Raw genomic sequence first — 24,926 nt, 5'->3', positions numbered from 1 at the left:
GCGAACCCGGGTAAAGCGAAAAATCATGCAAAAAAGGCACAAATCAGGCTTTGCTGCTAGCGTCAGGTTATCAAATGTGGTATTCCTGGCCGCGATCGCCCCAAGTGGTGAGGTCTTTCGACACCCGCCACTATCAAAGGCTGCGAAAATTGAATGAAAAACAGCCGGTTTTTAAACCAAGCCAGACGAGGAACCCCCGATGAGACAGCTAACACAACGCCCCCCTCTCAAAATCGCAACACTCGCGCTTGCCGTGTCGATGGCGCAGTCGGCTATCGCCCAGCAAGACACGCTTCTTGAAGAAGTGATCATTACGGGTACCCGTCTGGCCGATCGGTCTGCTGCCGATTCCCCTGTACCGGTAGACGTAATCAGCGGAAGCGACTTCCGGGTCAACGGTTCAACGGATCTTCAGGACATGCTGCGTACGCAGGTGCCCTCTTTTAATGTCAACTCACAGCCGATTAGTGACGCCGCGACGATTACGCGCCCCCCCAATCTGCGGGGTCTATCGCCGGATAATGTGCTGGTGCTCGTCAACGGCAAGCGTCGCCACCGCGGCTCCATTATTTCGTTCCTTGGCGGTGGTATTTCAGACGGCGCCCAGGGTGTCGATATGGCAGCCATCCCGTCCCTTGCCATAAAACAGGTCGAAGTGCTCCGAGACGGCGCTTCTTCACAGTATGGATCCGACGCGATTGCCGGGGTTCTCAACTTCCGACTCCGCGATGCCGCCGAAGGCTTTGAGATGGTGGCGCGCACCGCCTCCACCTTCGAGGGAGATGGCGACAACTACATGGTGTCAGCGAACCTTGGTCTCCCCCTGGGCGACAACGGCTTCGTGAACATCACCGGCGAGATGCGCGATGTCGAAGGCACGGTCCGCTCGGTCATTCGTGACGACGTCGCCTTTGCCGCAGCAAATGGCTACGCACCGGTTTCTGACTTTCAGACCATCAACACCTACACAGGCGATGTCCCCCAGTATTGGGGTACACCGGATGTCAGTGATGATATCAAGCTGTTTATTAACTCGGCCTACGAAATCAATGACAACATGGAGGTTTACGCCTTCGGTAACTATGCCGAGCGTGAAGTCGAGGGCGGCTTCTTCTATCGCAACGTGGTCGGTGGCGCGAATAATCTTACGGGCGGCTCCACAGGGCAGCGCGGCGGCGTTTACGCAGGCCCAACGGTTGATCCGCTAACCGGTCTTAGCAGCGCTACCGGCGTTCCCTCAGTACTCGTAGGTGACCTCGATGGTGGCAGCAGCTGCATCGACGGCATCCCTCTGGGCGGCTCCGGCGGCGTTATTCCTGATCCGACGTTTCTTTCACAGGTATCGGCAAGCGAGAACTGCTTCTCCTTCATCGAAACCATTCCCGGCGGATTTGTGCCCCGCTTTGGTGGTACCAACGAGGACATGGCACTGGCGGTGGGCGTCCGCGGTGACATCAACGTTGGCACAGGCCTTGACTACGACCTGAGCGTACAGCGTGGTTCAAACCGTACCGATTTCTTCATTCGCAACACCATTAACGCCTCTCTCGGCCCCGCCACCCCGCGTGATTTCGTTCCCGGTGGGCAGGAGCAGACTGAGACGGTATATAACGCCAACTTTGTCTACGGCATTGATGTTGGCTTTGCGTCTGACCTAAGCATCGCCTTTGGTGCTGAGTTCCGAGAGGAGGAATTCGATCTGTTTGCCGGCGACCCGGCGTCCTTCGCATTGGGACCTTTGGCGTCTCAGGGCTTTTCATCAAGCTCTAACGGCTTCGGCGGCTTCCCCAACGACACCTCAGCCGAACAGGACAACACCTCTTTTTACATTGATCTCGAAGCGGATATTACCGATGAGCTGACGCTTCAGGCAGCGGCCCGCCACGAAGAGTTCAGTAACTTTGACGGAACCATTACCTACAAGCTCGCAGGTATGTATCGTGTGACGGACAGCTTCCGCATCCGCGGTGCCTTTTCGACCGGCTTCCACGCGCCAACCGCCGGTCAGGCGAACATCACTAACGTCACCACGCAAAACGTGCAGGGCGTACTGGTTGACCAGGGAACGCTGCCACTGTCATCCGCAGCGGGCCAATTGGGCGCTGATTTCGTCGAGAGCTTTGGAAATGGGCGACCAGAGCTCGATACCGAGGAAGCAGAAAACTACTCCATCGGCGTCGTGTTTGACATTGGCAACTCCACCTGGACAGTCGACTATTACAACATCGATGTGACTGACCGCATAGCCTTGGGTGCTAACGTTGACTTCCTGGATGCACTGAACTTTGCCGGCGGAGGTTCAGATTATGGTTCGATTTCTGAGGCACTCACCGGGCTCGACGCGGATGGCATCATCAACCGTCAGGACTTCCTCGGCCTCGATGATCTGGCGGAGTTCCGCTTCTTCAGCAACAGCTTCGATACCAACACTGAGGGCGTCGACGTCGTTGGTAACACCTACTTCGACTTCCTCAGTGGCAGCTCTACGGTGACTGTGGCGCTTAACTACAATAAAACCGAAGTCACCGATCGCGGAACGGTCAATCCGATCAGCGATGGGCGTGTAGAGGCTCTTGAACTGCAACTGCCGGAATTCAAAGGCAACATCACCTGGTCGCATGTGCAGGGTAAGTTCCGCACGCTGCTCCGTGCCAACTACTTCGGGGACTGGAGATCGACAAGCAACGGGTATGATGTAGGCGCATCGACTCTGATCGACGCCCAGGTAGCCTACCAGTTCACGGACTCGCTGGAAGTTGTTCTGGGTGTTGAAAACCTGTTTGACGAATTCCCGGACGAAAACCCCGGCCAAGGTAGTGTAGGGCAGCTGTACCCCGAGGACAGCCCCTTTGGTTTCAACGGCGGTACCTGGTATCTGCAGGGTCGTTTCGTCTTTTAGGGGGACACAGCTCCAGGCAAAGTTTCGCTAGCTGTCCCTTATCGGGCAAGCAAAAAAAAAGAAGCGCTAAAGGCCGCAAGCACGTCAGTGTGCTGCGGCCTTTTTTTGTTTTTTTTTGAAGCTGTAAAAGAATGATTCGGCAACGGCATTATCCCAACAATTACCGCGACGACTCATGCTAGGAACCAGCCCGTTATCAGTGTAGAGGCGCACCCAGTCATCGCTACCGAACGGCGTGCCTTGATCAGAATGCACAATCACCTTTTGCGAGGGACGACGTCGAGTGACCGCCATCAGCAAAGCATCCAGGACAACCTCCCGACTCAGCGAAGGCTTCATGGACCAGCCAACGACTTTGCGCGAGAACAGGTCTACCACGACGGATAAGTACAGCCAGCCTTGTCAGGTTCGGATGAATGTAATGTCAGTCACCCGGTCAATGTCAGGAAAGTCCACGGTGAATTCGTGTTGCAATCGATTGGAAGCGATCAACGAAGGGCGACCAGCGATGTGGCGTGGGGCCTTGTAATCGCGTAGCGACTTGATTTTATGGGTTCACATGATTCTCGCCACACGGTGTTTGTCACAGGTCTCCCCGGCTTCACGAAGATCGAGAAAGACCCGCGGCGATCCATAAACGCCGCTCCTGGCGGCGTAGGAATCTTTAATGAGGCCCAGCAATCGTTGATCTTCTATTGCTCGCTCAGACATAGGCGTGTGGAGCCAGGCATAAATTCCACTCCGTGCAATCTGGAGCATTCGGCACATCAACTGGATACTCCAGCGATCTCGGTGTGCAAGTACAAACTGGTACTTCACTCGGGTTCCTGCGCAAAGTACCTTGTCACCTTTTTTAGGACATCACGCTCCTCCTGTGCGCGCCTAAGTTCTGCTCGCAGCTTGAGCTCTTCCTGTTTAGCGAGCAGGAGTTCGTTGGCTTGGGCTTCGCTTTTATCGGGTTTTACAGCGTTGATCCCTCGGAAAAAAACTTCGTGCTGAAACGCCAAGACGTTCGGCAACCGTGGGTAGGGAATGGTTTTGCTAAGGTACCTGGCGCACCACCCTCCCCTTGAAATCGGGGTATAACGTTGGTTACTCATGGGTTTCCTCCTTTGGGCTTATCATAGCCCGGAGGTATCTACCGCACCGTGGGAAGTCTAAGGATCTTTAGAAACTGTCCACTGAGCGGGGGCAAAACCACCCAGGCGAAGGCGGTCTTTGGCAATGGCCCAGGACACCTCATTTGCGACATTGACGGTTTGTCAAAAATCCTTCTGCTATAAAACTAGATTTGATGATCTGCAGGACTTGTGGTGCTCAAAATTCAGTGATCTCACGACTATTCGAGAATCGTGCCAGCAGTTAGGCTAGACGCTTTATCACTTGGGACCTAATGAACAGTGAAAGTGCTCATCCTGGCCAATCAAGACCTCGCCAGTAATTACGCTCTAAATCTGCTTTTACCCAAGCTGCGTGGTCACAGCCTGTACCTGATGCTGTCTTCGGCCGTCGGGGGCGGCAAGCGAAGAGCACCGCAGCTAGAAATGCTCAAGTTCTTTGAACAAAGCCTATTCAATGACATAGTATTTCCTTTACTGGACTATGGCGCGCAAGCCCAGATGCGAAGCTTTCACGGCCTTTCGTCGATGCTTCGATCAGCTCCAGTAATAGAGAACCATATTAATAGTGAAGATGGGATCGCAAAGGTGAGCACGATCTCTCCCGATCTTATTCTTTCTATTCGCTATGGCGGTATTTTGCGAGACGCGGTGATCTCCCTGCCTCCTCTCGGCGTGATCAACCTGCACTCTGGTTTGCTACCCAGTTATCGCGGAGTAATGGCCAGTTTCTGGGCCATGCTCGCCGGCGACCAAGAGCTAGGAACAACCCTCCATTTCATAGAAGACTCCAGCATTGATACGGGCGGGGTTATTAGTCAGACACTGAACCCTTTGGTACCTGGTAAATCTTACTTGTGGCAGGTAATCAACTTGTATGCTGATGGCGTCGCCGAGATGGCGGCCGCAGTAGAGACACTTGCTTCCGGAGGGTCACTCAATGCAACTGTGCAATCCTCTGGCGGCCACTATTACTCGTTTCCCGGCCCCGAGGAACTGGACTGCTTCACAATATCCGGTCACGCGCTCTTTGATCCATCCGAAGTGACAGAGCTGATCCAAATGTACTACCTCGAACCCAGCATTTAGCGATTTTCGACGCTTTTTCTGGACCAGTTGGTTGGTAGTTCTGAAGGGAGTACGACGCCTGGTTCTAGGCGACAGCGGTCGTTCGTGACGAGATTACAGGGTCGGGTGATGACCAGTTTCTGGCGCTCGAAGGCAGCAGATCGGGGCCTGCTGAACGTCCGCTTCTGCGTCCACGCACAAGATACGCACTGACAAAACCGACACAGCCCTACCCGTTCGGGAATCGTTCGGTGTTCGGTGCAGCGAAATCCCTTACGTTTCTTCGACTTGAGGAGTTGATCCCCTCCCCCACTGGCACATCGCGTTCGGGATAAGTTCGGCTTCGGCAGATCAGGTGTTTTGGCATCGAGAAAAAGGCTTAGCTTTCTTCCGCTTATTCCGAGGATTCCGCCCGTCTCCGAGCTCCTCATAATCGATTGGTCGTAGGTTCAAGTCCTACTGGGCCCACCAATTCTCTATTTTTTTTCTTCTGTTACATCCTTCAGCGAGCCGCTAACGTATTTGTGGATAATGCTGGAGACGAGCGTCTGATAGGGAATACCCTCTTGCGACGCTTTCGACTGCACAGCCAGTAGGTCTCGGTTGGATATACGGATGTTGATGCGCTTGTCCTTCTTGAAAGTATTTGTAGCGATCGCTTCCAACTGTTCACGCCGGTTTTTAGTAAGGACAGAAATGAACTCCCCCTTCTCAACCGCTTCAAGAAGCTCCTGCTCCTCTTCTGTCAGCTTCGCGTTAGTCATCTAGCACCTCCCAGATACAGCTTTGTGAACTTCCTACTAGGAATAATGGTCTTCAGAAAAATTCGCTCCTCATCTTCGACATAAGGCACGAGGTAAACGTAGTCCCCAATGAGCACCACGAACAATCGCTGGTTGGGATAGCTTGACGTATTGGGGTGTGCGATGTCGTCCAGCAGCCCGCCCGCCTGGATGTAGAAGGCAGCCTCCTCAAATGCAAGGCCTCGTTCCTCCACAAACAGTCGGTTCTTCTCGGCGCTCCAATCAAAGACCTTCATGCTAAAGTGAATAGCACGCCTTGTGTGTGTGCATATTGTCATTATATGCGGCCGCGCCAGGCGCAAATGATGGATCGTAGCTTTGAGGTCCCAGGGGCCCAATAGATTATTGCCGACACTGATTCGGGCAACAAAACGAAGCCTTTCAAGACCAAAACAGGGGCAGCCCCCCACGGTTACTCTGATTCCAGGGCATCGGTCGCGCCCGCCAAGGACAACAGCTATTCGACCTCAAGCATTTCCGCAAATTCAGTTTAAGGAATGCCGGTGTCCCACGTTTATGATGAAGAGCCCGCATCATCGCCAGGACTCCTCACAAAGTCCGCAAGCTCCGCCGTTAGAAAAGCGTTAAGCGCCTCCACCGGTGGTGACATACCCGTTCGGCTGGGCTTCAAGAGGGTCAATTGCGCTACGCCTGCATGCCAGTCAGTCAGCACTCTTTCCAGGTGTCCACCATTTAGCTCCTGCCGACAGGTATACGCCGGTAATGCAACGACCCCCAGGCCCTGAATTGCGGCCTCTTTGAGAGTGGACATGTCTTCACTTTTGAGGCGCGGAATAATGGCCACCTCAACGCTTTCTCCCGAGTAATTCTGTAAAGACCATTTGCCCCTCGGAGACTGCCATCCCAGAGATAGGGCATCGTGATTTAGCAAATCCTCCGGACTATCAATGAGGCCATGCTGTTCCTGATAACCGGCTGCGCAGAAAAGGTTCCACTCCACTGTCGCGAGCTTCTGCTGAATGAGCGAGGAGTCCGGTAAGGGACCGACGTGTCCGCGAATAGACAGGTCAACACCTGCCGCGACAAGATCAATGTTTTGATTGGTGACCTGCTGGGCAACCGTAACGAGCGGATTGTCGACGAGAAAGCGCGCCAGAATTTCCTTCACTGCAAACTGCGCAACACCGACGGAACAACTCAAAACAACGTTCCCCGACAACGAGTTCTTGCTCCGTTTTATCGCCGCTTCAGCGGCCTCCATCTCATCGATCAATGCGCGAGCATGCCGATAAAACAGCTCACCGCTCTCGGTGACGTTGAACTGCCTAGTTGTTCGCTGAATGAGACGCGTGTCCAGACGCCTCTCTAGGGCGCTGATATGTCGACTCAATCTCGACTTGGGCATCCCCAACGCCTGAGCGGCCGATGAAAAACCCCGCTTCTCCACAACATGTACGAAGTAGAAATAGTCGTTCAGATCAATGGCATTCATCGTTAAAGGCGGTTCATCAGCAGCAGTGTTGCCTCAATAGTTTCATAAATGGAACAGTAAATTCAATTTATAGCTCTTCTTATCAAAATTGTTCCATATATGTTTAAAGGGCGTAGCAACAACGGTCCAACGGAGAGCACCAACATGAATACCAACAGCACAGCAATCGATTACCGCCACCCACACACTGGCCCTGTGGCCCCCCTCGTGAGTCCACCATTATCCGGTGCAGCGCTTTCCATTGGTGACGGCTTTGAAGCTAGAAGCTTTCGCGCCATGGACCTCGAGGTCGCCATGGATCCCCTCGTCATGGTGGATCACTACGTCATGACAGAACCGACGTTTGGCGTACATCCTCACGCAGGTCTATCGGCAGTCTCACTCCTTTTTGAGGACAGCGCAGGGCGCTTTCATAACAGGGACACACTGGGTAACGACTTCGATCTGCAGCCAGGAGACCTCTACTGGCTAAAAGCCGGAAGCGGCGCGCTCCACGACGAGGCACCGCGACCAGGGTCCCGTATCCATGGCCTGCAGGTATTCGTAAACCTGCCCCAGCGGCAACGGTATGACACGCCGACCTCTTTACTTGTACGCGGCAGCGAGATGCCGGTGATTTCCAGCGAGAGCCACCGCGTTCGCGTGGCGCTTGGGCGCTCAAATGACGTGCTTGGTTTTCGCGCTCCCGATTCCTCCATGACGATCCTAGATGGTTACGTCATGGGAGCGAGAGGCTTTGAACATCTTCTTAAGCAGCAACGAAATGCGTGGGTACATGCCGTTGAGGGTGAGCTGAGCGTGTCGGTGGCTGGCCAACTGCTCACTATTCCACAGGGTGACGCCATAAGCATAAGCATAAGCAATCCTTCCACAGGACATCCGGTGCACATTCGATTAGCGAGCCGCAAGAACGCGACCAGCCATTTCGCGCTTTTTGATGCAGAGCCACTGCGAGAAGCCTTCGTCCAGCGCGGCCCCTTCGTCATGGACTCGGAAGAAAAAATCGACGAGGCCCAGGCGGCCTATGCGGCCGGCCAGTTTGGTCGAATCGCCTGAAGTACCCCCACACCTAAAACGCAAATCAGGAGAAATGATATGAACCAATCGATAACAAATCCTTCCCCGCTCACGGCCGAGAACGCGGCCCTAGTGCTTGTCGATCATCAGGTGGGATTAATGACCGGCGTGCGCGACTACTCCATCGCCGAACTGAAACACAATGTAGTCGGACTGGCTTCTGCGGCGCACATTCTAAATCTACCAATTGTCACGACGACGACCTCGGCCAATACGCTATGGGGGCCGGCCTTTCCTGAACTGCAGAAAGCTCTGCCGAACCATACGTTCATTGACCGCACATCAGTCAATGCCTGGGACGACCCCCGTGTCGAAAAGGCAATTCGTGCCACCGGCCGAAGCAAACTCATATTTGCCGGCGTATCCCTCGAAGTATGTGCCGCCTTCCCTGCGATGCGTGCCGCTCGCGAAGGCTTCGAAGCTTACGTCGCCGTAGATGCAAGCGGGACCTTCGACCGCACGAAGCGCGAAACCGGGCTGCTCAGGCTTGCTCAGAGCGGTGTCGTCGTTGCCGATGGAGCAAGCCTTATGGTCGAAATACTTGCGGACAATGCATCTGAGAAAGCGGCGGATGTTTACAGTGCACTCAGTATGGATTGGGCCACCCTCGTTGGCCAGGTGCGGTCGAGTGTTGCTGCATAAGCACAATGTGCGTTCGGTATAAGGAGGCTAATAGCATGAGCAAGACGACGGCGTGTGATCCACCAAAGCGTCACAAAATGGCATTGCTAACCTTCTTGGGCCTCCTCTTTCCCGTGCACATTATCCCGCCTTCACTTCAGGCCGTGCTGCCCGACTCTCCCCTGATCCACGTCTCGTTATCGGTGGTGATCATGGTTGGACTGATGTCCTATCTCATCATGCCACTGCTGACACGTGTGGCGGGTGACTGGCTGTATCGGTAGCCGAAGAACTACTACATGCAAGCCCCGAGATCTGGAGAGACGCAGACCACGCCCCATCGATTCGGCTTTGGTGCAGGGCGGAGCGCAGCGGCAGCTGAGGATTGTCGCGATCGGTTAACAGTCTGGCACGAGAAGACAATAACTGGAGCCTTGCGGGCTATACCTTGTGACCTCCAACAACGAATAAGGAGCAAGAAAATGAACGTGGTTAAAACAGCAACAGACCTCGCCCTCGGACCGGGAAGCACAGGAAACCCCGAGAGACGCAGCGACTATGCGGGACTGATCCTGCGGGTACCGGTGGGGCTTATTCTAGCGGCCCACGGTGCTCAGAAACTCTTTGGTTGGTTCGGCGGCTATGGCTTGGCAGGGACCGGGAAGTGGCTGGCCAGCATCGGCCTGGAGCCCGGCTTGCTGATGGCTTTGCTCGCCGGAGGCGCCGAATTCGTTGGCGGCCTTTTGCTGATAGTGGGCCTGCTGACACGTCCCGCGGCTATCGCTATAGCGATCACGATGCTGGTGGCCACAATCTCAGTTCATATGGGTAATGGTTTGTTCATCGCCAACAATGGTTACGAGTACGCCCTGACGCTACTTGTGGTCGCGGTGGCGATAGCTGTTCAGGGCGCCGGACGGTTTGCACTGGACAGGGTTTTGGCGAAGCGTCTTGGTGGTATTGGACACGAGTCGCGTGTCCGCACGTAGCGTTTATGAACTGGATTCAGTCTTTTAACTCATAGCGCTCCCCAGGAGCGGGGCACCCTTCCCGGCAGGAGAATAGAACATGTTGATTAACGGTAAATGGCAGGAAAACTGGCAGCCGGTGCAGGCGAAAGACGATCAGGGACGCTTCATCCGGCAGACCTCGTCATTTCGGAACTGGGTTACGCAGGATGGTTCCCCTGGCCCGACCGGCTCTGGAGGTTTCCAAGCGGAGATTGGGCGCTACCATCTGTACGTTGCCTACATTTGTCCGTGGGCGTCGCGAACGCTGATGGCTCGCGAACTCAAGGGATTGCAGAACGTTATTGGCGTCACAGTTGTCGATCCGCGGCTGACCGATCAGGGTTGGCAGTTCGGAGTTTACCCGGGTGCTGATGAGGACCCGCTTAATAGCGCACGCTATTTGCACGAGCTGTACACTCTGGCTGATGCAGCGATTTCCGGACGTGCCACCGTACCGATTCTGTGGGACAAGAATACTGCAACCATAGTCAATAATGAGTCTGCGGATATTCTCAGGATGCTCAATAGCGCATTCTCAGGAATAGTGAACCAGGGCCCGAATCTTTACCCTGACGACCTTGCTAAAGATATCGATACCCTGAACACCAATCTATACATGGACTTGAACAACGGCGTGTATCAAGCGGGTTTCGCTTCTAGCCAGGAGGCCTATGAAGAGGCCTATGGCAAAGTGTTTGCTGCGTTGGACAAAATGGAGTCCCGGCTGGCGGATGGTCGCACCTATCTGTTTGACGACCGCTTAACGGAAACCGACGTACGTCTGTTTGTCACCTTGGTGCGCTTTGATGCCGCTTACCATGGGCTGTTCAAATGTAACCGTAATACCTTGAGAGACATGCCATACCTGCGCGCCTACATGCGACGAACTCTCGCACTTGAGGGTATCGCAGATACGGTAAACCTCGATCACATCAAAGCAGGCTACTACTCCATCAAGGCATTAAACCCTACCGGAATCGTGCCGACGGGACCCATCAGTGATCTGGATGCGCAAGGAGTATGATAATGAAACCAATACTCGACTCTTTCGCTGTTAGCGCACTCTGGTCGCTTCATGCGGTTGCTCCACCCACTTGATATCATATTGATCTTAAATGCGGGACATTAGCCGATCCAAAGAGATTCACGATGAGCCAGATCACCTCTTTGTATGTCCACAAGATTCTTAGCCAGGTCAGCGCAGGCGTTGAGACCGCCGATCTTTTGGAAGACCTCGGTTTCATAGCCGGGGCCGCCGTTGATCCGAAACGGATGGTAGCGTCGACACAGTTTTATGATTTCTTCGCAAGCCTGGTAGCCCGTGATCCCCATGGTCTGTCGCTGCCACTGCGCATCGGTGCCACCATGCGCAGCGACGAGTACGGTGCCTTCGGACTGGCCTGGAAAACCGCGCCCAATCTGCGCGGTTCCTATGGCCGGTCCCAACGCTACGGCCACGTTCTGGGCAGCGCCGAAATCTATACTCCCGAGCAGAGTAACGACGGCTGGTTTTTCAGCTTGGACAAGGCCGGCGACGGCCGCCTGGGCATGCTGCTTTCCAACGAGGCCAGTATGGCGGCCGTCGATGTCATCAGCAGGGAAGTCACGACCGCAAACTTCGCGCCTCTCGCCGTGTACTTCAAACACGCCGCACGGGGTGATGTCTCTGTCTACGAAACGCACTTTGGCTGTCCCGTTCATTTCGAGTCCCCTCGGGATGCGCTTCTCGTCGGCGAGGACACACTGGATGCGCCCAACAGGCTGGGCGACGAGACGGTTGTGAGCTTCTTCGATCGACACCTCGAGGAAGAGCTGGCATCTAGTAGCAACGATCACGGTCTGGAGCAACGGGTTCGACGGGCAGTAGCTCGCACGCTCAGTGAGGGGGTACCAACGCTGTCATCGATCGCATCGGAATTGGGGATCGGGAGTCGTACGCTGCAAAGACGCCTGTCCGACAGCGGCCACTCATTCCAAAGCGTGGTGGACATGGCGCGCCGGGATCTCGCCCGACGGCTGCTGCGGGAAACGGACTACAGCCTGGCCGAGATCGGATTCCTGACAGGCTTCTCAGAGCAAAGCGCCTTCACCCGCGCCTTCAAGCGCTGGGCGGGTCAGACTCCTCGCTCCTATCGCCTGGGGCCGACGTCCCAGGAAAACTGACGATTGTCGTGCTCGGTCAATAGTCTGGCATCAGCGGGCAAGAGTTGATGCCCTGTTGACCCTACATTGTGAGCTCCAGCAACGAACCAGGAGCAAGTCAATGAACAACTCACACAGTAAAGAAGATCTCACTCTCGTTTTGGGAGGCACCGGAAAGACGGGCCGCCGCGTCGCTGAGCGGATGATGGCGAAAGCTTGCAACATCCGCGTCGGGTCGCGCTCTGCGGTCCCATCCTTCGACTGGAATAACGAGGCCGGCTGGGACGCCTGTCTCGAGGGTGTGACAGCGGTGTACATCAACTATGCGCCGGACCTGGCAATGCCCGGGGCAACGGACGCGATCCGGGCCTTCGTGGAACGGGCCAGACGTCGCGGCATCAAGCGCGCGGTCCTGTTGTCGGGTCGTGGCGAAGAAGAGGCCCAGGCCTGCGAAACGATCGTGCAGGAGTCGGGCATCCCATGGACGATTGTCCGCGCCAGCTGGTTCAATCAGAACTTCTCCGAAGGCGCGTTCATCGACATGGTGCTGGGCGGCGCTATCACACTGCCCGCCGGCAAGCAGGTCGAACCGTTCGTGGATGTGGATGACGTCGCCGATGTTATCGTCGCCGCGCTCACGGAAGATCGCCACGATGGGCAGATTTACGAAGTGACCGGCCCACGGCTGATGTCAATCGCTGACGTGGCCGCTGACCTGTCTCGTGTGGTCGGACGCGAGATCGCCTACGTGGATGTCCCGCACGACGCCTTCGTGTCGGAGGTGGCAAGCTCAGGCGCGCCCGACGACGTGGTCTGGATACTGGATTACCTGTTTGCAACGGTCCTCGATGGTCGTAACGCCTATCTGACAGACGGGGTCCAGCGCGCGCTCGGCCGCTCGCCCCGGGACTTTTCGGATTACGCGCGCGAAGTCGCTGCGACAGGTTTATGGAGCAAGGCCGCATGAACGCCGGCTTCACTAGGACCGCCCCGGGACTCCCCGGGGCTTTCGATCCACGGCGGCGGGGTTTTTACAGATGACTTACGACTGGACGCTTTACTTCTGCCTGTTTCTGGCGCTCTGGAGCGCCGTGATCGGCGGGGTCTTCTCGGCTTTTTCAGAGTTCCTCATGGCGGCGTTACTTCGGGCGTCGCCAGGAGGGGGTATGGAGGTTATGCAGCACACTAATCGAACGGTGCTACGAACACAGTTTGTGGCTGGTATTCTCTCGATCGCCCCGTTCTCAGTTCTCTTTGCGCTCTACGGTCTTGTGATGTTCGAGGGAGCAGCCCTGGTCGCCTTGATCCTTGCCCCGCTGGTGTATTTGCCAAGCGTCTTTCTGATGACGATGTTTGGCAACGTGCCCATGAACAACAAACTCGAAGGGCTCGATCACAACAGCACGCTGGGCCAGGCTTACTGGCTGCAATACGGCCGCAAGTGGACGCGACTCAATCACGTCCGGTGCATCGGCAGCGTGCTGACTGCAGGCCTCTACTTCATCGCGGCCATCACACTTATTACGAGCGGGCAGGTACACAAATGACGCGCGTCGCACTCAGGCAGAGGCTGCTGCCAATAAACCGTAGCGGACAAAACAAACTCAAGGGTAGTAAAGATGAACAACGTTGATATTTTCAAGGCCTACTTCGATGCGTTCGAAGAAACCTACAGGGACGACGATTGGAACCGGATCACGCCGTATTTCGCATCCGATATGCGCTACAACAACGCTGAGGGTGAAACGCTGACCAGCGGTGCGGCCGCAATTCAATACCTGCGCAAGGCTGTCGATTCTCTGGACCGCCGCTTCGACAATCGGGCTTTCGAGGGTGAACCCGAAATTACTGGTGAGGGCGACACGGTCACTCTGGTATTCGCTGTGCGGTACACCATCGATGGCACGCCTGACCTGGTCATCAGCGGCAAAGAAGTAGCTACCTTTCGAGAAGGAAAGATTCAGCAGCTGGACGACCGGTTCGACGACAGTTCACTCGCCGAGTTTTCAAGCTGGATGGCGCAGCACGCGGATTTGCTCGAATAGGTCAACACGGGGAGTTGGCAACACGAGTACCCGCTCAGAAATGGAGGAAAAACCATGAAGTACGTAAAGCTCGCTTTGGCAGTCATAGCGTCGCTTTTGCTATGGGCCGGTCTCGTGTTCGCTGCCTTGGATCAGGGGTGGGGGCACAGTCCATTGGCAAGAAACGACGACATCGCGGAATTTGCAATCGCAGCACAAGAGATCGCTCAAAAAAACAATGCGGGCAACCTCAGCTTCACCCTGCTCGAGCACGGGATGAAAGTGGCTGAATTTCACCTATCGAAAGACAGGATCGTCGATGGACAGTCGGTTTTTCAGGTCGCATCTCTGGGCAAATGGTTAACGGCATGGGGCATCATGACGCTTGTCGAAGAAGGAGAGATCGATCTTGATGCGCCGGTTTCCAAATACCTCTCCCGCTGGCAAATCCCCGCCTCGCAGTTCGACGCTTCAGGAGTGACCGTACGACGATTGCTCAGCCACACCGCGGGGCTCACCGATAACCTTGGCTATGACGGATTCGATACGGCAGGGGACCGGCAGACGCTCGAAGCCTCACTGACGAAGGCGGCGGACGCGTCACCAGGTAAGGATGGTCAGACCCTTTTGGGCCGTGAGCCAGGATCTGCGTGGCAATATTCAGGCGCCAGCTACACGTTGCTACAACTACTCATCGAAGAGGTATCGGGGAAAGACTTTCCAGAGTTCATGCACCACCGCGTCTTTGCTCCCATGGATATGAACAGGTCCACATTTGATCACTCAGAAGCCATCGAGCTCGGACTCGTGCAGAACTTCACGCCAGACGGAAAAACAGAGCCATTTCGTTGGTACACCGCGCTCGCGGCTACATCTTTGTTCACGACGTCCGAAGATCTAGCCAGGTTCATTGCCAGGCAGGGACCGGGCTCAACGAACCCGGTTCTAACCAGAGAAGCGATTGCTTTGACGAGAACGCCTCACGCCTCCGATATGGGCGCAGAGATATGGGGTCTCGGCGCGATGCTCTACGCCCCTAACAATTCCGGTGACTTTATCATTGGTCACGACGGCAGCAACGAACCTGCGATTAACACATCGGCGCGGCTCGATCCAGCGACTGGCGATGGGATTGTGATCCTCTCGACTGGCACCCCGATGCTGGCGACGCAGTTGGCAGGCGAGTGGGTATTCTGGAAGACCGGCAATGTCGACAGTCTGAGCTTCGCCTCTCGTCTTCCGACCGCACTGGCAGTGTTCGCGGGCGGAACCCTGGTGATCTTGATTGGCGTGCCCCTGGCCATCTGGCTTCGCACCCGCAGCTCAAAACGACCGCGACGGGGCGATTAATGCCATGCAGCTTATCGCCCCGCGTGCGGATGCCATCCGCAACTCCCAGGTGATTCGCGAAACACCAGGGAACCAGTATTCAGACGTGAGTTCGTTACGCTTGTCTCAGCCGCCATCGCGCAGACTGAAGAGATACCTGACGAGAATTATCGCGAACAGACCCACTGGGAGCACAAATGTATCGTCTCGGCCAACATCGACCCGAAGGAGCACTAAAAAATGAATAATGTGGGCGCAGGAATAGCAATTGGCGCGGGCATAGGCGCCGCGATTGGCGTGGCTTTGGGCAACATAGCCGTGGGCGTCGGCGTCGGGATAGCTGTTGGTGCCGCCATCGGCGCAACGATGCAGAAGTAAGGTTCGAACCTGGTCCCACGGTGATGCGACGACTCCCTAAAGCCGCTTCCCAAAGGTCCGATCCGAACCTGGCGATTGACCACGCTCGGCGATGTGAAACTGCAAACCCATCTGTACGACGCCGGCTTGGCGTTCTCCAGGTCAGAGGGAGACGAGGTCACCCGCCTCGTGCGAAATACGCTCGGTACGCAAGGTCTCCATCGCATAGGAAGGCCTTGTAACCTGATCGACAGCCAGAAACTCCGCCGTCGCCGCGTCTGGTGTGAGAGACAGGCGCAGGTAGCCGTTGTGGCGTCCGTCGGTCCAGGCGATTTCGTCGTTGGTAGCGGCAAGGGCTTCGTCGACGAGCTCCGAGGCGCGCGATCCAAAGGCCTTGAAGTCACCCGGTGAGGTAATGCCGGTGGTACCGAGTTCGATTCCCATAGACTTTCCGGCGTCATCGAAGAGACGATTGCTCCAGAAGCTGTGCGAATCGCCGGTAAGTACGAGAAGGTCCCGAACGCCGCATTCCGCGCTCAAGGAGTACAGCTTCTGCCGGGCTACGGGGTAACCATCCCAAGGATCCAGATACAGGGGCAGACCCAGGTTCCCCGCACCCACGAATGCTTCCAGGCGAGCTGCGCTATCGCCCTCGACCATATCCTGCAGCTCAGCGAGAACATCAGCAGAAAAACGCGGATGATGGGTCCGGGCCATGGGTATCTGATTGCCCAGCAACTTCCAGGGTCGGCCAAGCTCTGCGGATTCGGTCAAAGCGTCCCGCAAAAAGTTCTCCATCGCCGGAGAGAGCATGGGGCGGTCCGGTGCGCCCACCACGTCCCGCAAAAAGCCTTCCACACTGTCAGCGTCGGTCAGGGTCGCGCGGTAGTCGGCGTACTCGATCTGCTCGGCGCGCCCTGAATGGCGCGTCTCCAGAGTGATCAGACTGGCCAGGGAACCGAAGCGCCAGTGGCGCCAGTAATCTGCCAGGGAATGACCGGGAGCCGGATCACGCACGGGCATCCACTCGAAGTAGGCCCGCAGTGCGGCCTCGCGTCGCGCTGCCCAGGGCCCTTCTTCCTCAGGCTGATGATTTTCAGCACCATCGGTCCAGGGATTGTTGGTTACCTCGTGGTCATCCCATATCGCCAGGAGCGAATGCGCCGCATGCATACGCTGGGATTGGGGATCACTCTTGTACTGCGCATGGCGCTCTCGATAATCCCCAAGCGTAACGATCTCATGCCGTGGCTCGTGCTCTCGACCTATTGCGGCCCCGCTCGCCGCGCCGTAGCCATCGACGCCGTACTCGTAAATGTAATCGCCCAGATGCAGCACCCAGTCGATCTGCTCATCTTCCGCTATGGCGTCGTAAGCGTTGAAGTGACCAAAGGGGTAATTTGAACAGGACGCTACAGCCAAGGTCAGTGAAGAGAGCTCGCCCAAGGGCAGCGTGCGCGCCCGCCCTATTGCCGATGCCTCGCTCCCATGGTGAAACCGATAGTAGTAACGCATCCCCGGGCGCAGCCCGGCTACGAGCACCTTCACCGTGTAATCCCGGCGCGGTGACGCGACGCTGCGACCGCTGCTGACGACCGTGCGGAAGGCTGAATCCGTCGCCACCTCCCAATCTACGCTGCCCTCTGCAGCCAGCCTACTGATGCGCGTCCAGATGACAAAGGACTGCTCGTCGGGATCGCCACTGGCAACGCCGTGCCCAAACACGGACGACGACCTGGAATCCGGCTGAGCTTGAATCGAACCACCGAGGGGCAGTAGCAGGGCCCCCGTGGCGCTGCGTAGGGCATTGCGACGCGTGAGCTTCATAGGCTGTTCTCGCTATTTATTAAAAAAGCCGGCGCCCGAAGGCGCCAGCAGTTACGCTACCGCATACCCGACTTTAGAAGTCGACGGTGAAGGATGCTGACACCGTTCGCGGTGCGCCGATCCAGGCGCCCTGCCCCGAAATGCCTCCGAGATAATCCTCATCGAAAGCATTATTCACGAGAAGCGAGATGTTCCAGCCCTGAAGGAAGTCCCCCCGGGAACCACCCGTGACCGTAAGGTAGGCATCCGCCGTCGTGTAGGAGTCGGCAATCCAGCTGTTATCCAGACGCACCGGGCGCTCTCCCGTGTACTTGGCGCTGATACCTGCGGAAAACCGCTCCCAGGACCAATCAAGGGACATGACCAGTTGTTGGTCCGGAATGCCCGTGACATCGTTCCCGGGAACAACACCCAAGCCGGCGTCAACAAGAGGGTCTCCGGTACCGATATAGGTTGAATCACTCAGGCTGTAGGCCGAATAGAGAGACAGGGAATCGGTGAGGCGCAGATCGGCGGTTACCTCGAAACCTGTGGAGTCGATGCCTCCAGCGTTGAAATAGGTACCCGTATCACCAATGAGATAATTGGGCCCTGCAACGCTCTCAGCTCCCAGGAATATAATCCTGTTGCTGAAGTCGATCTGGTAGTAGGTCGCCGTCAGGAAGAGACGGTCACCGCGGTAGCGAAGCCCGAGCTCCTGATTTTCGGCGGTCTCCGGCTCAAGCACGCTGAGATCCGAATCGGGCCGCTCCAGAATGTTGTCGGATACCGCTTTAAAGTTTTCAGAGTAGCCGGCAAAAACCTCAAGACCATCGATAGGCGTCTGCCAGACGACACCGGCAGACAGGAGCACGTCGGAGTCCGAATCGATAGAAACATCCGTCGTCTCCTGGAAATTGTCCTCCCGCGCCACGTCGACGAGGAACTGCTTGACGCCAGCCGTCAGGGAGAACGCACCGATGTCGACGGTATCCTCCACATACCATTTGAATACCTCCTGGGGATAGCTACGGTTGTACTGTGTCCAGTAGGGCTCTGGATCGGCGGCGAACTCAACGCGACTGTCGGTGATTTTGTGCCAGGTGCGGGTTTCGTCCCGAGTCTGATCCTCGTACCAAATGCCTCCACGAAGGGTGTTCGTAAAACCAGCAAGATCCGCCGTCCAGTCGCCGTCGACCATCAAGCCCGCACGCTCCTTCTCGTAATTCGTGTTACGGAAGGAACCCACGGGAATCGCGCCATCGGCGTAGCACGCGGGGTCATACTGTGGACCGGCGCCACCGTAGGGGAAGGTGATGGAAGATACGCAACCATCCGCTGGACTCAGGGTTGCGCCGTTCGCATCCACGAAGAAGATTTGCCCCAGGAACGGGCCACCGTTGGTGCCGGCATTACCGGTGAACTCTGATTCAGGGCCGCCCATATCGTCAACCACATTCACAAGATAGGGTGGAAGCCAGTCACCTCGACCCTCGTTGTCGTGATAGTAGGCACCGACTTTGAGATTGAGTGTTTCGGTGAAAGCCAGGTCCGCCGTGACATAGCCCAGAAGATTCTCGCGCAGTGTCGACCAGCCTCTACGATAAACCTGGTCCTGGTAGGGAATACCGGTCCAGGTCTCTGTCAGGCGATCGGATTCCGCATTAGCAACGAATTCTTCGGGTGAAAACAGTCGCTGGTAATTATCTTCATGAGTATCGTCGTAGGAGATATAAGCCTTGATCTCGGCAATTCCCACCTGAGACACAAGCTTGGCGGCAATGTGATCGCGCTCGTTCTCTGCCGCGCCGTTGACCCAGTCACTGGCTTCTTGCTGCGAGACACTGACCCACGCGCGAGTGCTCTCGCCGAGCATGCCCGTATCGTAGCGAAGATAGTACCGTCGGGCATCGAACTCGCCGACGGATCCCTGGGCACGGAAGCGGGACTCTTCCGTAGGGTCGGAGGTGACGTAGTCAATCGTGCCACCGAGGGCTTCCAGGGATCGCGATGCGATATCCGCCGTACCCTGAGAAACAGACACCGTTTCGATGTTAGCGGAGTCAATGTAGCGGTTTGCCTTGGCGCCACCACCATAGTTCGAGTTGCCGTTGGGCATCCCATCAATGGTCGAGCCGATCTGCTGCGTATCGAGAGTGTTCTGAAAACCGCGCACAGAGATCGTCGTGGACCAATCGTCAAACCCGTAGGTATCACCTTCCTGTATCGATACGCCCGGCAAATTGTCGATAAGCGCATTAACGCTGGTGATCGGCGACTGCTGTGCCTTCATTGAATCGGTGACGGTGTTGTTGCCGAAGGACACGCTCTTGGCGGTAACAAACACCTCTTCCAGACTGGCTTCCGATCCCGCGTCTTGTTGCGCGGAGACACCGGCGCTGGCCATGGCGATTGACACTAAGCTTACGGCTACGACGAGATCGCGGCGTGAAGTCCGATGGATTTTCATGATTTGTACCCTGCGAAGTTTTAAAACCCGTGAAATGACCGCGGGGGATCTACCACCACAGGTAGGAGCCACCACGGAACGACATCAAACACTCGGGAATGGTCCGAGTGCCAACGCCGGGTATTAGACGTCCGCGGTGTTACCGTTCAGTGAAGCTTCGATTACGGTTTCGTGACGAATCGGGGGACTTCGATAAAAGAAACCTCAGAAAGCCTAAGCAGGATTCTTCTCTATAATGTGGCAAGCTTTGTTTATTGCGCCGGTGATGATCCGTGCTGCCTCACCTGAGACCCTTATTCCCAGTCTGAATGTGCCTCAGTTAGGGCAGACTACCCGTACCGTCATCGGGTAGTCGGAAACACAGGGTTTCCCAGCTGACCCCGTCCCGTCCCAGCGCGTCCGCGCTGCGTTGGCGTACAGTGAGCACCAACGCACGCTGTTTCGCAAAAGTGAGTAACTCCTCCGAGGAGACCTCGTAAAAACTTCGGGCTTCGCGCACCCCGGCATCTGGCTCATGCCGTAGACTTATCACCAGCAGACCACCCGGGGCCAGGAGGTTGCTCAGAACCCTGAAGGCGATTTCGCGTTGCCGGGGCGACAAATGCATCCATACAGCACTGACGAGAATCAGGTTAAAGCGCGTGTCCGAATCCCTGAGACGATGGAGCTTGGGCAGCTTGTCATCCAGCCAACTTACCTGGGGATGACTCTCGCTCATTGCGCGCTGCCGGAACGCAACTTCGGGCTCTACTGCCACCACGTCCCAACCCAGGCTCGCCAGCCAGTTGGCGTCGCGGCCACTTCCGGCACCTATATCGGCGGCTAGACCCGGCTCCCTAGGTAGCAGGTGCTTCCAAGCAGCGTGCACAACGCCCGGGGAGAGACTGTTGTACTGCTCCGTGAGCATCTGCGCGTGTTGCCGGTAATAATCCATGACGCCATTAGAGCAGATGCCGGCGACAAAGCGGAGACGTTCATCATCATCCGGCAGGATTGCGAGCAACAGCGCCAACGAGGTCATAGCCAAACAAAGGCTGGCCTCGCGGTTCATAACACCCAAGGCACTCAGCCCCGTTCCTCATAATCGCTCCGCCTGTGGCGCTTCTCATCTGCGGGAGCTTTGTCTGCGTAGAGTAGACACCCGATCTTGTTGGAGTTTTCTCTGTGCTTTTCACCGACCTCCTCGCGGCAACTACCCGCGATTCAGACGCCCTGCGCCTGAACGCCCCTGACAGCTGGAAACAAGACCGAACGCTTTATGGCGGCCTCACTAGCAGTGTCGCGCTGCACGCCGCCCGAGAACTCACGGGTGAGTCGAGGAAGCTTCGCTCGGCGTTGATATCTTTCGTAGGGCCCAGCGCCGATGAAATCCTCGCTACGGCACAGCTGCTCAGATCTGGCCGCACCGCGGCGACGGTGCGCGCATCCCTCAGTAGCGGTGGAACATCAGCAACCGAGGCGTTGCTGACTTTTTCGGATACGCGCGATTCCGCCGTACTCTGCGAGCCTTCACCGGCAAACGCGGTTACGGCCCCGGACCTCGCGAACGCCCTTGATCTTGCGGCGAAGGGCGGCCCTGTGTTCATCAGAAACTTTGACATCGTGCCTGCGGGTGGAAGTATTCCCATGTCCGGTGCGTCAGTGCCAGAAATGACCTGGTGGGCACGGCACAAAGATCCCTCGGCACGAGGGTCTGACCTCGGGCTGCTTTGCATCGGCGATGTTCTTCCACCGGCGGCCCTCACTATGGCCACGAAGCCCGTAGCGGTGAGCAGCGTGACCTGGATGATTGATATCGTCGCCGACGACCTTTCGACCGAGGACGGCTGGTATCTTTTCCGTTCCAGCGCCGAATGCGTTCGCGGCGGGTTTTCGACCCAGGACATGTCTATCTGGAACAGCGAGGGCGAATTGGTGGCGAAGGGGCGACAAACGGTAACGATGTTTGGATAAAAAAGTAGATCATAGAGCCGACAGGGATCGTCACAGGCTTAAACAGGACAGGATCATAGAACAAATAAGGCATGGGCTCTTCGTCAGACCGCGCCATCCTACGGCGTGATAAACGATCGGCGTCCGGTCATACTGTGCGGGTCTTTCCACCCCCACTAGCTCCCAAACGAAAAGGCTCACCATGACTCAATCAACACGCTTTGCTGGCAAAACCGTTATTGTGACGGGCTCGTCCACCGGTATTGGCGCGGGTATCGCCAAACGCGTCCATGACGAGGGAGCCAACGTCATCATCAATGCGCGCAATGCCCAAAAGTGCGAGGAACTCGCGGCAACACTTGAAGCCGAGCGTACCCTTGTCGTTCCCGGTGATGTCAGCAAAAGCGCTTTTGCCGACGAGATTGTCGCCGCGGCTGTCGAAAAGTTTGGTGGACTGGACGTGCTGGTAAACAATGCCGGTGTCGGCGGTTCCTCCATGCTCCATAAAACCAGCGACGATGAGATTGACCGCATTATTGATATCAATGTGAAGGGCGTTATCTACCTTTGCCGCGCTGCGATCCCCCATCTGCAGAAAAACTCGGGATCCATCGTTAACATTTCCAGCGTTTCGGGTATCGGCGGAGATTCCCTGCTCCCGGTTTACAACGCATCCAAAGGTGCGGTGACCAACCTCACAAGAGGACTCGCGCTCCAGGTTGGGGGCATGGGCATCCGGGTCAACGCGATCAACCCGTCGATCACCCGCTCTGACATGGTCGAGGACATCACTGGCAACGACGCCTTGATGCAGGGCTTCATGCAGCGCGTGGCCCTCGGTCGCATTGGCGAACCCGAAGATATCGCGGCGGCGGCTGCGTTTCTTGCCAGCGAAGACGCCAGCTTTATCACAGGGGTCAACCTGCCCGTTGATGGTGGTGTGAGTGCATCCAACGGGCAGCCGAATTTTATGGCGCTTTTGTAAGCATCAAAGCTTCGGTAACGCTGCCATGGGCCCTCGCGCCAAAGCACCTGCCGGCCAATCGGGGTCAGGAGAGACCCAACGCCCCCAAAGCAGCGGCGCAATTTGTCCGCCGGAAATGCATCCCGACGCGGAGCGGCTAGAGATCATCTATCGCGACAGCGACCTGGTGGTGATCAACAAACCACCCGGGCTTTTGGTGCACCGAAGCAAGATTGATCGCCAGGAGACGCGTTTTGCTCTGCAATTGCTCCGCGATCAGATCGGGCAGCATGTGTTTCCCGTTCACAGGCTTGATAAACCGACATCGGGTTTGCTCGTTTTTGCGTTGAACCCAGAAATGGCGAAACGTTTGGCTGATCAGTTCGCACGCCGGGAAGTGTCAAAGCAGTACCTGGCGGTAGTGCGCGGCTACGCCCCGGGCCATGGCACGATCGACCATGCGCTAACCGAGAAGCGCGATCCCATTGCAGATAAACGGGCCAATACCAGCAAAGCGCCCCAGGAGGCGCTCACCCATTATCGACGGCTCGCGCAAATTGAGTGGCCCGTGGCGGTGGATCGCTATCCCCAGGCACGCTACTCCCTGGTGGAGTTGCGCCCCCACACGGGCCGCAAACATCAGCTGCGGCGGCATATGAAGCACATTGGCCATCCCATCATCGGCGATGCCAATCATGGCAAGGGCGTTCACAATCGGTTCTTTGCCGAAACGCTCAATTGCCCTCGCTTACTGCTGGCCTGCACCGGCCTGAGCTTTGACCACCGTGCCTCGGGAGGATCTCTGAGCCTGCGGGCTCGGCCTGGTGTTGCCTTCGAGGGCCTATTGGCCACCTTCGGCTGGCTAAAGGAATCAGGTTTTAATGACGGCGGCGCTTTACCGTGATGATGGCGCGCACCTCACCCTACTTGCGAGGAATCCATGCCTCATAGCTCCAGCACAAGAAAAGCGCTGCTCATTCTTGGCATGATCGGCGCGCTCCTGGGTTTTGTGGATGTAAGCCAGGAAGACGTCACTCCCACCGCCGCCTCTTCGGCAACACGCGAGCTGGTCTTTGAGGCCTCCAGCACCTTCAACCGCAGAGTGTTTGTGGTCGATGAGGGTGGCTATCGCTCCCTCCGCTTCGGCGATATCAATGATCGCGATCAGACCCGTATAAGACCCGGGCACCCTAAACAGTTGCCCATGCCCTACCTGCGCAGCGCCGCCATCGGCTTGGCGGTGCCAAAAAAGGTGGATCGCTTATTAATGATCGGCCTGGGCGGCGGCGCTTTTGCCACTTTTATCCAGGCTCGGTTTCCTGACATCTATATCGATGCTCTGGAGATCGATCCCGTCGTCGCCCGGGCAGCTACCGATTTTTTTGGCCTGAATGAAGACCCGAAGCTTCAGATCCACGTGGTGGACGCTGTCGATTTTGTACAGACAAAGCGCGCGGCTTATGACTTTATTTTTCTAGATGCCTACGACGCCGATCAACTTCCTGATGCCTTGACCACGCATCGTTTTTTCAGCGACGTGAAAGCGAATCTCGCCAAGGGCGGCGTTGTTGTAGCGAACATAGCGATCAAGAGCGACTTTGCAGCAAGGGCCGTGGCAGAACGACTGATGGGCTTTTACGATTTCTGTTTGCATTTACGCAGCAGGCCCAGCCTGAATGACGTACTCCTTCTGGCTGACCAACCGCTGCCTCGACGAAAAGACCTCCTGCAGTGGGTCCAGAACGCCGTCGGTGAGGGAGCAACATTAGAAGGAATGAAAGAGCATATCCGCAGAGCGGACAACTGTCGTTGAACAGGCCCTGCATGGGCGCAGAGATAGTGTTGCCCCCTGG

At 56.5% G+C, this 24,926-nt stretch carries 23 protein-coding genes and 1 pseudogene; 17 read left to right on the top strand and 7 right to left on the bottom strand.

What is annotated here, in order from left to right; all coding sequences use genetic code 11:
• The first annotated feature begins 199 nt into the window (after positions 1–199).
• Entirely contained in the window at positions 200–2,899 is a 2,700-nt protein-coding gene (locus KT71_RS03420) for a TonB-dependent receptor plug domain-containing protein (RefSeq protein ID WP_008292860.1), read from the top strand.
• 105 nt (positions 2,900–3,004) lie between these two features.
• Here KT71_RS03420 and KT71_RS21015 read toward each other — a convergent pair.
• Positions 3,005–3,961, bottom strand: a pseudogene (locus KT71_RS21015) (IS3 family transposase); the annotation flags it as partial.
• Between the two features lie 338 nt (positions 3,962–4,299).
• Here KT71_RS21015 and KT71_RS03405 point away from each other — a divergent pair.
• Positions 4,300–5,106, top strand: coding sequence for a formyl transferase (locus KT71_RS03405; RefSeq protein WP_008292864.1), 807 nt, complete (start codon positions 4,300–4,302; stop codon positions 5,104–5,106).
• 455 nt (positions 5,107–5,561) lie between these two features.
• Here KT71_RS03405 and KT71_RS03400 read toward each other — a convergent pair whose 3' ends face one another.
• From KT71_RS03400 to KT71_RS03390, 3 genes are all read right to left on the bottom strand, one after another.
• Positions 5,562–5,849, bottom strand: a complete 288-nt coding sequence (locus KT71_RS03400) for a CopG family antitoxin (protein ID WP_008292865.1) — start codon at positions 5,847–5,849, stop codon at positions 5,562–5,564.
• Positions 5,846–6,166 carry a toxin gene (locus KT71_RS03395; protein WP_238549453.1) on the bottom strand — a complete coding sequence of 107 codons (321 nt, stop codon included), beginning with the start codon at positions 6,164–6,166 and terminating at the stop codon, positions 5,846–5,848. The genes KT71_RS03400 and KT71_RS03395 overlap by 4 nt, the downstream gene beginning before the upstream one ends.
• Positions 6,167–6,402: 236 nt before the next feature.
• On the bottom strand, positions 6,403–7,341 hold the full coding sequence (locus tag KT71_RS03390) for a LysR substrate-binding domain-containing protein (RefSeq protein WP_008292867.1): 939 nt from the start codon (positions 7,339–7,341) through the stop codon (positions 6,403–6,405).
• Between the two features lie 144 nt (positions 7,342–7,485).
• Here KT71_RS03390 and KT71_RS03385 point away from each other — a divergent pair, with 144 nt between their 5' ends.
• The 11 genes from KT71_RS03385 to KT71_RS20750 all read left to right on the top strand — a co-directional run bounded on the left by KT71_RS03385 (position 7,486) and on the right by KT71_RS20750 (position 15,922).
• A complete protein-coding gene (locus tag KT71_RS03385; protein ID WP_023659898.1) occupies positions 7,486–8,397 on the top strand; it encodes a pirin family protein in 912 nt (303 codons plus the stop codon).
• A 39-nt stretch (positions 8,398–8,436) separates the two neighbouring features.
• Entirely contained in the window at positions 8,437–9,060 is a 624-nt protein-coding gene (locus tag KT71_RS03380) for an isochorismatase family protein (protein WP_023659897.1), read from the top strand.
• A gap of 35 nt (positions 9,061–9,095) precedes the next feature.
• Positions 9,096–9,323: a putative antibiotic biosynthesis monooxygenase gene (locus KT71_RS03375; protein ID WP_023659896.1), complete on the top strand. Its 228-nt coding sequence runs from the start codon at positions 9,096–9,098 to the stop codon at positions 9,321–9,323.
• Between the two features lie 198 nt (positions 9,324–9,521).
• Positions 9,522–10,028 (top strand): DoxX family protein, encoded by a 507-nt coding sequence (locus KT71_RS03370; RefSeq protein WP_008292871.1) that lies wholly within the window; start codon positions 9,522–9,524, stop codon positions 10,026–10,028.
• A gap of 79 nt (positions 10,029–10,107) precedes the next feature.
• Positions 10,108–11,073: a glutathione S-transferase family protein gene (locus KT71_RS03365; protein ID WP_008292872.1), complete on the top strand. Its 966-nt coding sequence runs from the start codon at positions 10,108–10,110 to the stop codon at positions 11,071–11,073.
• Between the two features lie 125 nt (positions 11,074–11,198).
• Positions 11,199–12,212, top strand: coding sequence for an AraC family transcriptional regulator (locus KT71_RS03360; protein ID WP_008292873.1), 1,014 nt, complete (start codon positions 11,199–11,201; stop codon positions 12,210–12,212).
• Between the two features lie 100 nt (positions 12,213–12,312).
• Positions 12,313–13,158, top strand: coding sequence for an NAD(P)H-binding protein (locus KT71_RS03355; protein ID WP_008292875.1), 846 nt, complete (start codon positions 12,313–12,315; stop codon positions 13,156–13,158).
• A 70-nt stretch (positions 13,159–13,228) separates the two neighbouring features.
• Entirely contained in the window at positions 13,229–13,738 is a 510-nt protein-coding gene (locus KT71_RS03350) for an anthrone oxygenase family protein (protein WP_008292876.1), read from the top strand.
• A 72-nt stretch (positions 13,739–13,810) separates the two neighbouring features.
• Entirely contained in the window at positions 13,811–14,236 is a 426-nt protein-coding gene (locus KT71_RS03345) for a nuclear transport factor 2 family protein (protein WP_008292877.1), read from the top strand.
• Between the two features lie 54 nt (positions 14,237–14,290).
• On the top strand, positions 14,291–15,565 hold the full coding sequence (locus tag KT71_RS03340) for a serine hydrolase domain-containing protein (RefSeq protein WP_008292879.1): 1,275 nt from the start codon (positions 14,291–14,293) through the stop codon (positions 15,563–15,565).
• A 219-nt stretch (positions 15,566–15,784) separates the two neighbouring features.
• Entirely contained in the window at positions 15,785–15,922 is a 138-nt protein-coding gene (locus KT71_RS20750; protein ID WP_008292880.1) for a glycine zipper domain-containing protein, read from the top strand.
• Positions 15,923–16,063: 141 nt separating this feature from the next.
• Here the strand turns inward: KT71_RS20750 and KT71_RS03330 are convergent, their stop codons facing one another.
• From KT71_RS03330 to KT71_RS03320, 3 genes are all read right to left on the bottom strand, one after another.
• The gene (locus KT71_RS03330; protein ID WP_008292881.1) at positions 16,064–17,728 is read right to left on the bottom strand and encodes an alkaline phosphatase D family protein; all 1,665 of its coding nucleotides are present in this window, start codon (positions 17,726–17,728) and stop codon (positions 16,064–16,066) included.
• Between the two features lie 73 nt (positions 17,729–17,801).
• Positions 17,802–20,177 carry a TonB-dependent receptor domain-containing protein gene (locus KT71_RS03325; RefSeq protein WP_008292882.1) on the bottom strand — a complete coding sequence of 792 codons (2,376 nt, stop codon included), beginning with the start codon at positions 20,175–20,177 and terminating at the stop codon, positions 17,802–17,804.
• Between the two features lie 319 nt (positions 20,178–20,496).
• A complete protein-coding gene (locus KT71_RS03320) occupies positions 20,497–21,198 on the bottom strand; it encodes a class I SAM-dependent methyltransferase (protein WP_238549475.1) in 702 nt (233 codons plus the stop codon).
• Between the two features lie 143 nt (positions 21,199–21,341).
• Here KT71_RS03320 and KT71_RS03315 point away from each other — a divergent pair, with 143 nt between their 5' ends.
• The 4 genes from KT71_RS03315 to KT71_RS19615 all read left to right on the top strand — a co-directional run bounded on the left by KT71_RS03315 (position 21,342) and on the right by KT71_RS19615 (position 24,886).
• Positions 21,342–22,130 carry a thioesterase family protein gene (locus KT71_RS03315; RefSeq protein ID WP_008292884.1) on the top strand — a complete coding sequence of 263 codons (789 nt, stop codon included), beginning with the start codon at positions 21,342–21,344 and terminating at the stop codon, positions 22,128–22,130.
• 181 nt (positions 22,131–22,311) lie between these two features.
• Positions 22,312–23,094, top strand: coding sequence for a meso-2,3-butanediol dehydrogenase (gene budC / locus KT71_RS03310; protein WP_008292885.1), 783 nt, complete (start codon positions 22,312–22,314; stop codon positions 23,092–23,094).
• A gap of 115 nt (positions 23,095–23,209) precedes the next feature.
• Complete coding sequence (gene truC, locus KT71_RS03305; RefSeq protein ID WP_008292886.1) at positions 23,210–23,977, top strand: tRNA pseudouridine(65) synthase TruC; 768 nt, start codon at positions 23,210–23,212, stop codon at positions 23,975–23,977.
• Positions 23,978–24,013: 36 nt separating this feature from the next.
• A complete protein-coding gene (locus tag KT71_RS19615) occupies positions 24,014–24,886 on the top strand; it encodes a spermidine synthase (RefSeq protein WP_008292887.1) in 873 nt (290 codons plus the stop codon).
• The last annotated feature ends 40 nt before the right edge of the window (positions 24,887–24,926 follow it).

The organism is Congregibacter litoralis KT71, assembly GCF_000153125.2.
Taxonomy (GTDB): domain Bacteria; phylum Pseudomonadota; class Gammaproteobacteria; order Pseudomonadales; family Halieaceae; genus Congregibacter; species Congregibacter litoralis.
Note: the sequence above shows the minus strand (reverse complement) of the source record. Positions and strands in the feature narration are given on the sequence as shown.

Excerpts from the sequence above, each read along its gene's own strand:
- KT71_RS03365 (WP_008292872.1), top strand. The coding sequence starts at position 10,108 with ATGTTGATTAACGGTAAATGGCAGGAAAACTGGCAGCCGGTGCAGGCG.
- KT71_RS03395 (WP_238549453.1), bottom strand. The coding sequence starts at position 6,166 with ATGACAATATGCACACACACAAGGCGTGCTATTCACTTTAGCATGAAG.
- KT71_RS03320 (WP_238549475.1), bottom strand. The coding sequence starts at position 21,198 with ATGACCTCGTTGGCGCTGTTGCTCGCAATCCTGCCGGATGATGATGAA.
- KT71_RS03420 (WP_008292860.1), top strand. The coding sequence starts at position 200 with ATGAGACAGCTAACACAACGCCCCCCTCTCAAAATCGCAACACTCGCG.
- KT71_RS03390 (WP_008292867.1), bottom strand. The coding sequence starts at position 7,341 with ATGAATGCCATTGATCTGAACGACTATTTCTACTTCGTACATGTTGTG.
- KT71_RS03400 (WP_008292865.1), bottom strand. The coding sequence starts at position 5,849 with ATGACTAACGCGAAGCTGACAGAAGAGGAGCAGGAGCTTCTTGAAGCG.
- KT71_RS03325 (WP_008292882.1), bottom strand. The coding sequence starts at position 20,177 with ATGAAAATCCATCGGACTTCACGCCGCGATCTCGTCGTAGCCGTAAGC.
- KT71_RS03385 (WP_023659898.1), top strand. The coding sequence starts at position 7,486 with ATGAATACCAACAGCACAGCAATCGATTACCGCCACCCACACACTGGC.
- KT71_RS03355 (WP_008292875.1), top strand. The coding sequence starts at position 12,313 with ATGAACAACTCACACAGTAAAGAAGATCTCACTCTCGTTTTGGGAGGC.
- KT71_RS03330 (WP_008292881.1), bottom strand. The coding sequence starts at position 17,728 with ATGAAGCTCACGCGTCGCAATGCCCTACGCAGCGCCACGGGGGCCCTG.
- KT71_RS03360 (WP_008292873.1), top strand. The coding sequence starts at position 11,199 with ATGAGCCAGATCACCTCTTTGTATGTCCACAAGATTCTTAGCCAGGTC.
- KT71_RS03350 (WP_008292876.1), top strand. The coding sequence starts at position 13,229 with ATGACTTACGACTGGACGCTTTACTTCTGCCTGTTTCTGGCGCTCTGG.
- KT71_RS03380 (WP_023659897.1), top strand. The coding sequence starts at position 8,437 with ATGAACCAATCGATAACAAATCCTTCCCCGCTCACGGCCGAGAACGCG.
- KT71_RS03340 (WP_008292879.1), top strand. The coding sequence starts at position 14,291 with ATGAAGTACGTAAAGCTCGCTTTGGCAGTCATAGCGTCGCTTTTGCTA.
- KT71_RS19615 (WP_008292887.1), top strand. The coding sequence starts at position 24,014 with ATGCCTCATAGCTCCAGCACAAGAAAAGCGCTGCTCATTCTTGGCATG.
- KT71_RS03345 (WP_008292877.1), top strand. The coding sequence starts at position 13,811 with ATGAACAACGTTGATATTTTCAAGGCCTACTTCGATGCGTTCGAAGAA.
- budC (WP_008292885.1), top strand. The coding sequence starts at position 22,312 with ATGACTCAATCAACACGCTTTGCTGGCAAAACCGTTATTGTGACGGGC.
- KT71_RS03370 (WP_008292871.1), top strand. The coding sequence starts at position 9,522 with ATGAACGTGGTTAAAACAGCAACAGACCTCGCCCTCGGACCGGGAAGC.
- truC (WP_008292886.1), top strand. The coding sequence starts at position 23,210 with ATGCATCCCGACGCGGAGCGGCTAGAGATCATCTATCGCGACAGCGAC.
- KT71_RS20750 (WP_008292880.1), top strand. The coding sequence starts at position 15,785 with ATGAATAATGTGGGCGCAGGAATAGCAATTGGCGCGGGCATAGGCGCC.
- KT71_RS03375 (WP_023659896.1), top strand. The coding sequence starts at position 9,096 with ATGAGCAAGACGACGGCGTGTGATCCACCAAAGCGTCACAAAATGGCA.